This window comes from Frankia sp. CgKIO3 (assembly GCF_977946435.1).
In genome coordinates this window covers 1-12405 of sequence record NZ_CDWTMO010000127.1, presented here as the reverse complement: position 1 = coordinate 12405, position 12405 = coordinate 1, and the positions used below count along the sequence as shown (strand labels likewise).

Sequence of the window (12405 nt, the reverse complement as noted above, 5' to 3'; positions counted from 1 at the left end):
GCGGCGGCCTGTTCCTCGAGGAGGGCGACAGCGGGCGGTGAGGTGGGCTTCCCGCCGGCGCAGATGCTCGACCAGCCGCTCGGCTTCGACCGCCCGATCCTCGGTAACCGTGAGGAGCGTTGTCGTCTCGACCCAGCGAGCCTCGGCTTCCCGTTCACGCTCCTCGGCTTGGGCGACGCTGGCCGCCGCGGCGAGAGCGCGAGCCTCGGTCGCGTCGGCGTCGGCTGCGTCGGCGCTGGCGAGCGCGGCGGCGGCGGTGGCCAGCGCGGCGTCGCGGTCCTCTTCGGCCTGCTGACACCGGGCGCCGAGCTCGATCAGGCGGGCGCGTAGGTCGCCGCGTACCCGGTCGGCTTCCTCCACCCGCTGGTCCGCAGCCTCGGCTCGCTCGCCGTCCTGTCGGGCCCGCTCCAGGGCGGCGGCGAGCTGGCGTTCCACCTCCTCCAGGTCCGCTCGGGGAACGTGGGCCGCTCGTGTGGCCCGTGTGGGGGCCACCGAAACCTCGGCTGTCGCAACCAGCGGGTCGGCCGCGGCTGCCGGCACCATCGCGATCGGCGAGGTGGTGGTCACCGGCATGCCGGCGACGGGGATCGCCAACAGCCAGGCGACCGCGGGCCAGTCCCGGTCCGCGGTCGCGGCCTCGGCGGCCTCCAACGCGCGGCTCGCCTCCTCCTTCGCCAGCGTGGTCCGCCCGGCCCGTGACCCTTCGCACCACCGCTTGAACAGGCAGAAAGCCGTAAGCGTCGCGGATTCCCGGTCGGGCTCCGGAAGCTTGTTCAGATAGCAGACGATCTGGTCCCAGTCGAGTTTCGTTTTCCCTGTGAACCGCCCCTCGATCTTCTTTTTCTCGGCGTCGTGACCGGGGTCGCTCACCGGCAGCGAACAGCAGGACTTCCACGGCACCTGGTAGAGGGCGTGCAGGAGGTGGAAGAACAGCAGAAGACACCGGTGGTCGCGGGAGACTCCGTTGTCGATGACAGGCCAGCGACCGCCCTGATCCTTCGGGTTCCCGGTCACCGCGGCCCTATTTTTCCTGGTGGGCAGGAGATCCAGCGCTCACTGTCGCTATTCCACCGGGTAGCGACAGTACCGGTGGACGGTTGCGACACCATCTGGAGAAAGACCGTCGCCGGTGGTGGTGCGGGGTTGCGACGCACATTGCTGTGTACTCCCGAATGTCTCTATTGACATGCGAAGTTACGGCACTTGTCGGGGGATCAGGGCAGACGATAAAACATCCCCAAAATTAACTAGCCATACACCCGATAACATCTGTTGTTGCTGTGTCGACTTCCAGGGTGCACCGCCAGGTCAGGGCCCCGGAAAGTCGCCGGAAAGTCGGCCGACGACCGGCGTGTCGCCAGGCAGGGTCGGGAGCCACCCGCACGGACGACCCGCAGTGGTCCGAGGTCGTCGTGAGGAGTTCGGCCTCGGCCCACCGCCGGGCGTCGGCAGGCGGGCAGCCCCGACGAGGCCGCCGAGCTCCTCCGCAGCGAGGGCATCAGCGAGGGCATCGAGGTACTCACCGACCAGGCCGGCAAGTACTACGCCCACCCACGCCACTGCATCGACGCCGACGAACTCACCCGCCGCATGAGCCAGGCCGCGGGATAGATTGGGTCGGCAGCCATATCCGTCCCGCCAGTGGCGGCGCCGGGCCGTACTGGACCCGACCGGCATGCTTTTCTCGTCACCGCTGGCTGAGCGGGTAGTGGCCGTCTACACCGACGCCTACTTCGCCCAGCGCCTTTCCCAAACCGAGCACACCGCGGCGTTCGCGAGCGACCATCCGGGCCGCGTCGTTCCGGTGGTCGTGGCTGACTGCTCGATCCCTGAGCTGTACGCGCCGCCGACCCGGATCGAGCTGCTCGGGTTGGAAGAGGACGACGCTCGCCGCCGGCTTCTCGACGGAGTGTCGGCGGGCTTACGTGGGTCCGGTTCACCGGTCACCTTTCCGGGCCGATTGGACAGCCGCCTGCGTCAACCCGACGCGGAGGCAATCGCTGTTGTGCCGCTGCGAGGAATGGGAGGTGTGGGCAAGACCCAGCTCGCAGTCGAGTACGCTCACAGACGCGCCGCCGGATACCAGATCGTGTGGTGGCTCAACGCGGAGAACCCCACGCTGGCGACCAACGGGCTGGTCGAAATCGCGGCGGCACTGGGACTACCTACGGCGGGGTTCCCGGCCGAGGTTCTGCGGTTGCTGTGGTCCGCCTTGGCGGCCGGGTGGCCCGGGGGACTACAGGAAGGAGTGGACAATCACTTCTCGATGGCCGTCACGGCTGAGGACAGTGAAGTCGAGGACAAACTCTTCCTGGTGAACCCCTGCGACTGGCACTGGCCCGAGGTAACGGCGACCTCCCTGGTTCTATGTGATCTTCGGAACACTGATGACCTGAACTCAGGCCGAGTCGAAAGAACGGCGTACCACATCCATGGCGTGTTGCACGAACTTGGATCGCGCGCTCGAGTCGTCCTGCACACCCACATGCCCTACACCACCGCTCTCACGGCCCTGATCAACGGTCGCCTCGAGATGTGCCAGCAGAACGCGTTGTACTTCCATGATCGAATTTCCTATGATGATGAGTACAGCGGGCTGGCGTTGGACAAACAGGAGAGTCGGCGGATCGCCAGCAGCCTGGGCGACCGCTCGATCTCTGCGCTCGAGCGCGGAGCTGCGTGAAGGGAGCACTGGTGGCGGATTTCCTGGTCGAACTCTTCTCGCTGCGGGAGCGCACCGCGGCCGATACCGGAGGTCGCTCCGGTATCGGCCGCGGCATTGCCCTCGCGCTTGGCCGTGCCGGCGCGCGGGTGGTCGCGCTCGGCCGCCGTGCCGACGCCCTGGAGTCCGTAGTGGAGGAACTCCGCGATGCTGGCGGCGCCGCCGCAGGCATCCGGTGCGATCTGGCCGATCGCGCCGAGCTGAGCAAGGCGGCCGATCAGGCGGCCGAACCGTTCGGGGAGCCCGACATCCTCGTCACCTCGGCAGGCGTGAACATCAGACCGCCCTTCGGCGGTCTGACCGACGAGGAGTGGGACCTGACGATGGCGGTGAATCTCGACGCGCCCTTCCTCCTGGGCCGTCGGTACGGCCCAGGAATGGCGGAGCGCGGCTGGGGAAGGATCATTAATCTGGCGTCGCAGCAGTCGATCAGCGCGTTCGGCAACAGCGGCGCGTACGGGGTGTCCAAAGCCGGTGTCGCAGCACTGACTAGGTTTCAGGCCGAGGCTTGGTCGAAACGCGGTGTGTGCTGCAACGCGATCGCTCCGGGATTCGTCCGGACACCGCTTACCAAGACCGTCTTCAACGATCCGGAGCGGGCGACGGCAATGGCCAATCGAACAATGCTGGGGCGAAACGGCGAGTTGTCGGACCTGGTGGGCGCCGCTGTGTTCTTGGCCGGCCCCGCCGCCGTCTACCTTACCGGCCAGACGCTGTTCGTGGACGGAGGCTTTTCCGCTACCTGACGGTGGGTTCCACCGCCCTGGCGCGGCCGAGAGTTCGATCCAGCAGCCCGGCGGGTGTGCCGCCGCGCTGCCCGATCGGAGCAGGTCCCGAAGCAGGGGCGAATGCGCCTTGGCGACGTCAAATCCGGTTCCGGTCGCATCGACGATGTGGTCGAAATGGTCGATCCGGATCCGGCCCCCGGCAGGGCATGCGTGACCGCGAAGCCGTAGCCTGATCGGCTCACGTCCAGCACGCCAGTGCGAAGGTCGAGCTGCCCGGTCTCGATGAACTCCTACAGCTTGACGGCGTTCTCGATCGGAATGCAGTGGCGGTACATACCCCAGAACACGTGCTGCTCCCGCATGAATCGTTCCTTCGTCGCGGGAGGGAGCGTCCTAAACCAGCGCAGCAAGCGTCTCGCTTGCATATCCGCAAGCGAAAATGCTGGCCGGGCTGGCAGTTCGTAAGTAGTCGGAAGTCTTGTGGTTGATCGGTGCCGGGGTCTCATCAGTGTTGGCTGTGTGTGGTTCGCTGGCCGTGTTGGGTGATCTCCGGCTTGTCGGGATGGTTTGCTGCGGTGCGTGACGGCTACGGGGGCTGCGGCGGGCCGGTGACGGTGACCGCGCCTGGCCCGTCGAAGGCGATCGGCAAAGAGCTGTTCACGAACCGGTTCCTCGCGATGCTGCTCGTGGAGCGCTATGTCGCGGGCCGGTCGCAGAACTCGCTGGTCACCGGCCTGGCCCGCCAGGGCGCCCGGATCTCGCCGGCGACGCTGACGGGGGTGTGCGCCCAGGTCGGCGGCCTGCTCACCCCCCTCGCCGAGAAGATCGTCGAACGGTCGCGTGGGTCGTGGCACCTGCACGCCGACGAGACGACCTGGCGGGTGTTCACCCCCGACGGCCAGGACACCTCGGCGCGCTGGTGGCTGTGGGTCTTCCTCGGCCCGGACTCGGTGTGCTTCGTGATGGACCCGACCTGGTCGGCGGCGGTGCTCGCCGGCCATGTCGGGATCAGCGAGACCGCCGGCCAGCTCGACGGCGCCGGCGGCCCGCGCCGGCTGGTGATCTCCTCGGACTTCTACACCGTCTACGCCTCCGCCGGCCGCAAGGCGGACGGGATCGTCAACCTGTTCCGCTGGGTCCACGTCCGCCGCTACTTCCTGCGGGCCGGGGACGGCAACCCCGCCCAGCTCGGGATCTGGGCCCGCCAGTGGCGCGAGCGGATCGGCGCGCTCTACGCCACCCACGGTGACGCCGCCCGGCAGCATGCCCACACCCAACTTCCGACTACTTACGGCAGTTCTGCGACCCTGATCTGGCTGGCCGCCGCTACCAGGTAGCCGGGATCCGGTACGGGTACGAGAACGTACCCGTATCCTGCTGGGTGGGTGAAAGGAGGCTGTCCATGGCGGATGCGAATGTGCGGATTCCGGCGGAGGCGCGGGATCGGTTGGCGGAGGTGGCGGCGGCGGAGGGGTTGTCGTTGCGGGCGTATCTGTCGCGGTTGGCGAGCACGCTGCTGACGCCGGCGGAACGTGCGGAGCGCGCCGAGCGGGCTCGGGCGGTGCTGCGGGAGTGGAGCGGCTACGACCCGACGGAGGAAGAAGCCGCGCAGGCCGATGCCGAGCTGAACCGTCGGCTGGCGCGGGCGTTGGGGCGGTGAGCGACGCGCTGCATGTGGTGCTGGACGAGACGGCGATGGTCTCGGCCGGCTACGGCAACGTGCTGGCGTCCCGATTGATCCAGCGCGCTCACACCGTGCCGGGTCATTTTCTGTATGCCCCGGCGTGTGCGCTGGTGGAGGCGGACCGGGCCCGGCCGGGAACCGCCGAGCACATCGCCGCGCTGCCTGCGGTGACCATCGTGGAGTTGGACCTGGCGGCCGCGCGCGCGGTGGCCCGCGGTACCTGCTGGGCGCCGGCGCACGTCCTGTACGCGGCCGAGCCCACCTCGGAGCGTCCCGAGGGTGCGATGATCGCGACGGCGGTGCCGGATCGGTGGGCGGGCCAGCCGGTGCGTCTGTTGGATCTCAGCCCGTGAGTTGGTCCGGCCCGGCGGCTCCACCGCAGCCAACACCCGTCTTGGCGCCTGCGGGCGGGTCGTGGCTGCCGCCGTCACGGCGAGAAAACGGAAAGGGGAGCCGGGAGGGTTCGGCAGACGCTCGCTCACCTACCTCGGATACGGGCTGCGCGACATGTCCTGCGGCAAAGCTCGCTGACGCCACCCGGCCGGGTGAGGGCGAGTTCCTGGATGGACGTCTCGGGAAATCACGGCGCGGACTATGGTGGTGGCCGGGCAAAGCACCGTCCAGTTCCGCGTGGCCGGAAGGTTCGCCCTGGTGATGATGCGATACGCGTTCCGCCTGTATGTGGCTGGGCAGTCGGAGCAGTCCAGCACTGCCGAGGAGAGTAACGAGGCCTATATTCATGCTCATGCTGGCAGGTGGACGCAAGCGCCACGCACTCGACCGAACCGGAGAGTGGAGGCCAGATGCGCCAGTCCCGATCAGCCCGTATCCCATTCCTTGCTGCCGTGCTTGCGGTGAGCCTGCCGCTGCTGACCGGAATATCAGGGTCGGGTTTGTCCGCGTCCGCCGCTGCTGCCACCCGGACAAAGCTAACCTGGAAATCGTGTGAGAATGGGTTGGAGTGCGCGGCTCTGCCCGTTCCGTTGGACCACGCCAGGCCTGCCGCAGGCACGGTCAACCTGGCGTTGATCCGTGCTCCGGCCCGCCAGCCACACCGGCTGATCGGCTCGCTGGTAATGCTGGCCGGTGGGCCGGGCCAGTCGGGAGTCGGGTTCATCCGCGACTGACTGGGCTTCTTCGGCGCGTCATTGCGCGACCGTTTCGACATCGTCGGGTTCGACCAGCGGGGTGTCGGTGGGAGCGCGCCGGTCCGTTGCAGCAGCGGGCAGGATAATGATCCGCTAGCCGCCGCCTCCCCGTTCGCGATCCACTCCCGCGCTTCCCGCGCTGGGAGTGAGGATGACGACGTGTACAAGGAGCTGGTTGACGACAGGCGTCAGTGGGCGCAGGGCTGCGTACGGTTCAGCGGCGCTGAACTGCCGTACCTGTCGACCGAGGCCGCGGCCCGGGATCTCGATCTGCTGCGAGCCGCGCTCGGCGAGGACAAGCTCACCTCTTACGGGGGATCCTACGGCACCGTGCTGGGCGCCACCTACGCCAGCATGTTCCCGACCCGGATCCGGGCGCTGGTGCTGGACGGCGTAGAAGATCCGAACGTGTGGATGAACCAACCGCAGGAGGACCTACGCCGAATGGCTCAGGGCTTCGAGACCGCGCTAGGCGCATTCCTCGCCGATTGCAAGGCTCGGCCCAACTGTGGCTTCGGTCACGGCGACCGGGCCGGCGCCTTCGACCGCCTGGTCGAACGGCTCACCGAGAAGCCGATCCCGGCCGGCGGTAAGGACACCGGCGCCGCCCGCACGCTTGGGTGACCGCCATGATAGGGGTTCGGTCCGCGCTGTACTCCCATGCCAAGTGGCCGCGGCTCGCGGGAGCATTGGCACTGGCCGACGACAACAACGACGGCTTCGAGCTGCTCTCCTTCGCAGCGCAGGACCCGATCGGGGCCATCCTCCCCTTGCCGCACAGCACCTCCACCAGCTCCGATGCCTCGCATACGGCCATCACCTGCACCGACAAGGTCTTCCCGACCGTGGGCGCCTACCAACGACTTTCTGACGAACTCAACCGCGAGAGCCCCCATTTCGGCCTGATTTCTGCTCTCGGTGCCCTTGCCTGTGTGGTCTGGCCGGTTAAGGCTGCCTCCCGCTACACCGGGTCGTTCCACGCCACCGGCGCTCCGCCGATTCTCCTCGTCGGCAGCACCGGCGACCCGGCGACGCCCTACTCCGGGGCTGTGTCCCTCGCCCGTCAACTCGCCAACAGCGTGCTGTTGACCTGGCGCTCCTACACCCACACCGCCTACTTTCAGGACAGTGTCTGCGTCCGCCGGGCCGTCGAGCGTTACCTGGTCGACCTGATACTCCCGAAGCGCGGTACGATCTGCCCTGACGTCCCGACATCGGCGGGTTCTTGAGTCTCGGTCCTCACAATTCAGAGTCTTCGCGATTCAGGCTCACTTTGAGGATTATCCAGAAAGGCGACGACTTCGCCGATGCGCGGGCCCGGCGTACCGGTCGCCGGCCCCGGTTGGCGCCCAGCGGGGCGCGGCACGCGGAGATCGTCCCGGCGAGACCGGGCGGGCCGTCCGCCGCGGGGGCGATGACCGGGTCGACGACCGGGAGACCCGCCGGTGGGGAGGCGGTCGCCGTGCCGCCAGCATGCCCCAGCCATTGACAGACGTCTATGTTTGCGGTCATCCTCGACCCGCAAGAACATAGATGAGTGTCGATGTAAGGGGTGGGCTGGATGGCCAGGGTGCAGTTGGCGTTGAACGTCTCGGACGTGGACGCGGCGGTGGAATTCTACACGACGCTGTTCGGGGTCGGGCCGGCGAAGCGGCGGGCGGGGTACGCGAACTTCGCGGTCGACGTGCCGCCGTTGAAGCTGGTGCTGATCGAGAACCCGGACGCCCGCGGCGCGGGGGTGGCGGGGGCCTTGAACCATCTCGGGGTGGAGATCGAGACCTCGCAGGAGGTGTCCGCCGCGGCGGCCCGGCTGCGGGAGGCGGGGCTGGTGACGGCGGTGGAGGAGAACACCGCCTGCTGCTACGCGCTGCAGGACAATGTGTGGGTGGATGATCCGGACGGTGCGCCGTGGGAGATCTACACGGTGCTCGCCGACATCGCCGAGGGCGCGGGCCCGCAGCTGCGCACCGTGGAACCGGGGGCCGGGGGCGGTCCCGGGTCGGCGTGTGACTGTGGGCCGGTGTGCGCTCCCACGGTGACGACGGTGACAGGTGAACCGGTAGCGGTGAACCGAACCGGTATGGTGTGACGGCGGCGGCTTCCGGTCACCGCGCGGCGGTGGGGCCCGCCGGACCCGAATCGCGGCAGTGCGCCGCCAACGGTCCCTACCGTGACAAGTCATGCCCGGCTGTCGCGCAGGTAGGGAGCGGGCGTGGACGACGCCGAGCAGACGGTCGGTGCACCGACCGACCCCGATGGCACCAGCCCTGATGGTGATGGGCCTGTCCCGGTGCGGCGCCGGCAGCTTCGTCACGCGCCGGTCCCGGTCCCGCTGCTGGCGGTGATATCGGCTGGTGGGGCGGTGGGGGCATGTGCCCGCTACGGGGCGTCGCTGGTGTGGCCGACGATGCCGGGCACGTTCCCGTGGACCACCTGGGCGGTGAACACGGCCGGTTGCGCGGCGATCGGTGTGCTGATGGTGCTGATCACCGACGTGCGGACGGGGCATCCGCTGGTCCGCCCGTTCCTGGGCACCGGGGTGCTGGGCGGGTTCACCACCTTCTCCACGTACGCGCTCGACGCGCAGCGGCTGGTGGACGGCGGGCGGGCCGGGCTGGCGCTGGCGTACCTGGCGCTGAGCGTCCTCGCCGCGCTGGGCGCGGTGTGGGCGGCGGCGACGGCGATGCGATGGTTCGTGGCGACGACGCGGCGGGTCGCGGGAAGGCGGGCGTGATGAGGTTGAGCGGCCGGGCGTTGCGGCTGACGGTGTTCGTCGGGGAGAGCGACGTGTGGCATCACCGGCCGCTGGCCAGCGAGATCGTGCACCGGGCGCACCGCGCCGGGCTGGCCGGGGCGAGTGTGTTCCGGGGCGTGGAGGGGTTCGGCGCCTCCTCGATCGTGCACACCGCCCGGTTGCTGTCGCTGAGCGAGGACCTGCCGATGGCGGTGGTCATCGTCGATGACGAGCAACGGATACGGGCCTTCCTCCCGCAGCTCGATGAACTCGTCACCGAGGGGCTGGTCATCCTCGACGAGGTCGAAGTGATCCGCTACGTCGGCCGGGAGGCGAGTCGGTGAACTGGCTGCTGGTGATCGCCGGGGCCGCGGCCGGCGCGCCGCTGCGCTATCTGACCGACCGGGCGGTGCAGGCCCGGCCCGGCACGGTCTTTCCCTGGGGCACGTTCACCGTCAACGTCACGGCCAGTCTGCTCCTCGGCCTGGTCGCCGGCGCCGCGGGCGCGGCGCCGGCGTGGGTGGCCTCGGAGCAGGTGGTGTCGCTGGTGGGGACCGGGCTGTGCGGGGCGTTGAGCACCTACTCGACGTTCTCCTACGAAACGCTGCGGCTGGCCGAGGACGGCGCCCGGCTGCTGGCCGCGGCCAACGTCGCCGGCAGTGTGCTCGCCGCGTTCGGCGCCGCCGCTCTCGGCGCGGCCCTGGCGCGGGCGGTGTGGGGGTGATCCGACCGGCGCACGGCACGAGCACAGCGCCCGCCGCCGCGGCCAGGCTACGGCCGTGGCGGTTTGTCCTGGTCTTCGGCGTGGTCAGCATGCTGGCGGACGTCGTCTACGAAGGCGCCCGGTCGGTCACCGGGCCGCTGCTGGCGTCCCTCGGCGCGTCGGCGGTCGTGGTCGGTGTCGTCACCGGGGTGGGTGAGGCCGCGGCGCTGGCGCTCCTCGCCGGCAGCCGGCGCATCCGCCCCTGACCAGGCACAACGACGCTAACGCTAATCGTTGGATTTTCGGCGGTTACTCCCGGGAACCCTGTATCTGATCGTCACGGGACGCTGCTTTCTTCGAAGCTCAGACTTCCCCGAAGCTCAGAGCAGAACCAGGTACGTCCGCCGGCCTCGGGAACTGGACGGTGCGGTGCGGACATTACGCGGCATGGGGCAACGATGACGAGTGAGTCCGAGTCGGACGAGGCCCTCTTGGCGCGGGCTGGGCAGGGGGTGGGGCGGCGTTCGGCCGGCTGTTCCGTAGGCATGCGGGTGCCGTCTACTCCTACTGCTTCCACCGTCTCGGGTCGTGGAGTGCGGCGGAGGACGCGACGTCGGTGGTCTTCCTGGAGGCGTGGCGGCGGCGGGGTGACGTGGTGATGGTGTCGGGGTCGCTGCGGCCGTGGCTGCTCGGGGTGGCGACGAACGTGATGCGTAACCAGCGGCGGGCTGCCCGGCGGTACGACGCGGCGCTGTATCGGCTGCCGCCCGACCGTGCGGAGCCGGATCATGCCGATGATGTCGTGGCGCGGCTTGATGACGAGCGGCGGATGCGGGGGATCCTCGCCGAGCTCATGGTGCTGGATCGCGGTACGAGGGAGGCCGTCGTGTTGGTGGCGATGGAGGGCCTGACCTAGGCGGAGGCCGCGGTTGCTCTCGGTGTTCCGGTGGGGACGGTGCGGTCGCGGTTGGCGCGGGCCCGCGTGCGACTGCGGAAGGTTCGGGCTACGGCGGACATGCCCGGGGTTCCCGCTGAGATGATGGCGGGGAAGGACCGGCCTGCTCAGAAGGTGGTGCGAGATGTCTGATCTGGGATTTCCCCGGCTTCCGCCACGGCGGCCCGTTCCCAGCTCGTACCCCTGCCAAGAAGTGCGGCTGGAACCCGGCCACCTACCGGGGCCAGTCACAGGGAACCATCCCAGGATGATCATTTTCTGACGCCCGATAAGCTTTCCTTATCGGGCGTCAGAACGCGACCTGCCGCACGCTCCCCTGAAACGTTCCGTTCCGTGGTATAACGGTTTTCCAAACGTTTCATCGCTTTCGATGATACGTAAGTGGAGGGGATGGGTCATGTCTCGGGTACCACGACCGCCTCACCAACGTGGGGAGCCGCCTGAACCGGTGGGGCCGATGCGGCCACCGCGTCCCCGTGACGCCGGGTGCCCGGACGGCGGCGGCGCGCCCCCGTCCGGGCACCCGGCGCCGTCCGAGGATGCGGCCGGGCCCGAGGATGCGGCGGCCCGCGCCGCGACGGCGCCGCGCTGCGCCTTCCCGGGATGCACCCGGCCCGCCGCCCCCGCCGAGGGCCCGGGGCGCCCGCCGGCGTACTGCGACGACCCGGCGCACAACCGGCTCGCGGCCTACCGCCGCCGCCGTGAGCTCGCCGGGCGTGGCAGTGCGGACTCCGCCGGCACGCCCGCAGCCCGGGCCGACGCCGCCACCCGGCCGCTGGCGGCCGGTCGGCTGCACGCCGAGGACCTCGCCGCTCAGGCGCGCGCCCTCGCCGCCGAGCTGACCCGCACCCTCGACGCCTTCACCCGGCAGATGTCCGCCCTCGGCGACGTCACCGCCGCCGAGGCGGCCGTCGAGGCGGCCGAAGCCGAAGCCGCCGAACGGGTCGCCGAGGCGGTGGCCCGTGCCGTGCGCGCCGAGCAGCGGGCCCGCGCCGCCGAGGCGGCCCGCGCCGAGGCCGAGGCCGTCGCGGGCGAGGCGGTGAGCGCGCTGGAGGGCGCCGAGACGCGCCTGGCCGCCGCCGAGGCGGCCAGGCGGCAGGTGGTCGAGCACTCCGCCGAGACGGTCCGCGCGGCCAACGACGCCGCCGAGGCGGCCCGCGCCGACGCCGACGCGCAGGTCCAGACCGCCACCGCCCGTGCCGCCACCGAGGTCAAGGCGGCCCACCGGGCGGCGCGGGACCAGCTCGAGGCGGCCCGCGCCGAGGCCGCACGGCGCATCGACGAGGCCGTCGCCGCCCGGGAGCAGGCCTCAACGCGGCTGGAGGAGGCCCGGCGCGCCGCCGAACGCGACGCGCACACCCTCACCGAGCTACGCGCCGAACGCGACGCCCTGCGCGAGGACATCCGCCGCGAACGCGCCGAGGCCGCCCGCGGCCGCGCCGCCGCCGACACCGAGATCACCCGGATCCACGCCGAGGCGGCGGCGCAGCTCGACCAGGTCCGCGCGGCCGCGGCCGCCGAGGCTGAGCGGGTGCGTGCCGAGGCGGCGGCCGAACTCGACCGCGTCCGCTCCGAGAGCGAGGCCCGCCTGGCCGGCGAACGTCAGGCCGCCGCCGAACGTCTCACTGTGATCGGCGAGGCCCGCGCCGAGGCCCGGGCCCGCGCCGAACGCGCCGAACGCCAGGCCGACGAACTGACCGCGGAGCTTCGCGCCGTGCGCGCCAGCCCCAC

At 70.1% G+C, this 12405-nt stretch carries 15 protein-coding genes and 2 pseudogenes; 16 read left to right on the top strand and 1 reads right to left on the bottom strand.

All coding sequences use genetic code 11. The features are described 5' to 3' along the window. Positions 1-1014 (bottom strand): hypothetical protein (locus tag AC08OJ_RS14385; RefSeq protein ID WP_476595974.1); only part of this gene is annotated, 1014 nt, incomplete at its 3' end. Positions 1015-1675: 661 nt separating this feature from the next. On the opposite strand from AC08OJ_RS14385, the gene AC08OJ_RS14380 reads away from it, so the two are divergent. From AC08OJ_RS14380 to AC08OJ_RS14305, 16 genes and pseudogenes are all read left to right on the top strand, one after another. Beyond that, on the top strand, positions 1676-2683 hold the full coding sequence (locus tag AC08OJ_RS14380; protein WP_476593587.1) for a class II aldolase/adducin family protein: 1008 nt from the start codon (positions 1676-1678) through the stop codon (positions 2681-2683). 11 nt (positions 2684-2694) lie between these two features. Then, positions 2695-3468 carry an SDR family NAD(P)-dependent oxidoreductase gene (locus AC08OJ_RS14375; protein ID WP_476593588.1) on the top strand — a complete coding sequence of 258 codons (774 nt, stop codon included), beginning with the start codon at positions 2695-2697 and terminating at the stop codon, positions 3466-3468. Positions 3469-4046: 578 nt separating this feature from the next. After that, positions 4047-4706 (top strand): annotated as a pseudogene (locus AC08OJ_RS14370) (IS66 family transposase); the annotation flags it as partial. 146 nt (positions 4707-4852) lie between these two features. Beyond that, a complete protein-coding gene (locus AC08OJ_RS14365; RefSeq protein ID WP_476593589.1) occupies positions 4853-5110 on the top strand; it encodes a hypothetical protein in 258 nt (85 codons plus the stop codon). After that, positions 5107-5487, top strand: a complete 381-nt coding sequence (locus AC08OJ_RS14360; protein WP_476593590.1) for a PIN domain-containing protein — start codon at positions 5107-5109, stop codon at positions 5485-5487. Before AC08OJ_RS14365 ends, AC08OJ_RS14360 begins: the two co-directional genes overlap by 4 nt. A 603-nt stretch (positions 5488-6090) precedes the next feature. Beyond that, positions 6091-6261: a hypothetical protein gene (locus AC08OJ_RS14355; RefSeq protein ID WP_476595973.1), complete on the top strand. Its 171-nt coding sequence runs from the start codon at positions 6091-6093 to the stop codon at positions 6259-6261. Between the two features lie 21 nt (positions 6262-6282). Then, a complete protein-coding gene (locus AC08OJ_RS14350) occupies positions 6283-6906 on the top strand; it encodes an alpha/beta fold hydrolase (RefSeq protein ID WP_476595972.1) in 624 nt (207 codons plus the stop codon). Between the two features lie 5 nt (positions 6907-6911). Continuing rightward, positions 6912-7511 carry an alpha/beta hydrolase gene (locus tag AC08OJ_RS14345; protein ID WP_476593592.1) on the top strand — a complete coding sequence of 200 codons (600 nt, stop codon included), beginning with the start codon at positions 6912-6914 and terminating at the stop codon, positions 7509-7511. Positions 7512-7843: 332 nt separating this feature from the next. After that, on the top strand, positions 7844-8371 hold the full coding sequence (locus AC08OJ_RS14340) for an ArsI/CadI family heavy metal resistance metalloenzyme (protein WP_476593593.1): 528 nt from the start codon (positions 7844-7846) through the stop codon (positions 8369-8371). Between the two features lie 123 nt (positions 8372-8494). Beyond that, positions 8495-9016, top strand: coding sequence for a FluC/FEX family fluoride channel (locus AC08OJ_RS14335; protein ID WP_476593594.1), 522 nt, complete (start codon positions 8495-8497; stop codon positions 9014-9016). Further along, positions 9016-9360 carry a DUF190 domain-containing protein gene (locus AC08OJ_RS14330; RefSeq protein ID WP_476593595.1) on the top strand — a complete coding sequence of 115 codons (345 nt, stop codon included), beginning with the start codon at positions 9016-9018 and terminating at the stop codon, positions 9358-9360. Before AC08OJ_RS14335 ends, AC08OJ_RS14330 begins: the two co-directional genes overlap by 1 nt. Then, positions 9357-9740 (top strand): fluoride efflux transporter FluC, encoded by a 384-nt coding sequence (locus AC08OJ_RS14325; protein ID WP_476595971.1) that lies wholly within the window; start codon positions 9357-9359, stop codon positions 9738-9740. The genes AC08OJ_RS14330 and AC08OJ_RS14325 overlap by 4 nt, the downstream gene beginning before the upstream one ends. After that, positions 9737-9985: a hypothetical protein gene (locus AC08OJ_RS14320; RefSeq protein WP_476593597.1), complete on the top strand. Its 249-nt coding sequence runs from the start codon at positions 9737-9739 to the stop codon at positions 9983-9985. The genes AC08OJ_RS14325 and AC08OJ_RS14320 overlap by 4 nt, the downstream gene beginning before the upstream one ends. A gap of 266 nt (positions 9986-10251) precedes the next feature. After that, on the top strand, positions 10252-10635 hold the full coding sequence (locus AC08OJ_RS14315; protein ID WP_476595975.1) for an RNA polymerase sigma factor: 384 nt from the start codon (positions 10252-10254) through the stop codon (positions 10633-10635). A gap of 9 nt (positions 10636-10644) precedes the next feature. Beyond that, positions 10645-10806, top strand: a pseudogene (locus tag AC08OJ_RS14310) (hypothetical protein); the annotation flags it as partial. Positions 10807-11131: 325 nt separating this feature from the next. Further along, a partial coding sequence (locus AC08OJ_RS14305; protein ID WP_476595970.1) for a hypothetical protein occupies positions 11132-12405 on the top strand: 1274 nt, incomplete at its 3' end.

Coding starts and splice junctions, on each gene's coding strand:
- AC08OJ_RS14380 (WP_476593587.1), top strand. CDS start 1,676: ATGCTTTTCTCGTCACCGCTGGCTGAGCGGGTAGTGGCCGTCTACACC.
- AC08OJ_RS14365 (WP_476593589.1), top strand. CDS start 4,853: ATGGCGGATGCGAATGTGCGGATTCCGGCGGAGGCGCGGGATCGGTTG.
- AC08OJ_RS14345 (WP_476593592.1), top strand. CDS start 6,912: ATGATAGGGGTTCGGTCCGCGCTGTACTCCCATGCCAAGTGGCCGCGG.
- AC08OJ_RS14340 (WP_476593593.1), top strand. CDS start 7,844: ATGGCCAGGGTGCAGTTGGCGTTGAACGTCTCGGACGTGGACGCGGCG.
- AC08OJ_RS14330 (WP_476593595.1), top strand. CDS start 9,016: ATGAGGTTGAGCGGCCGGGCGTTGCGGCTGACGGTGTTCGTCGGGGAG.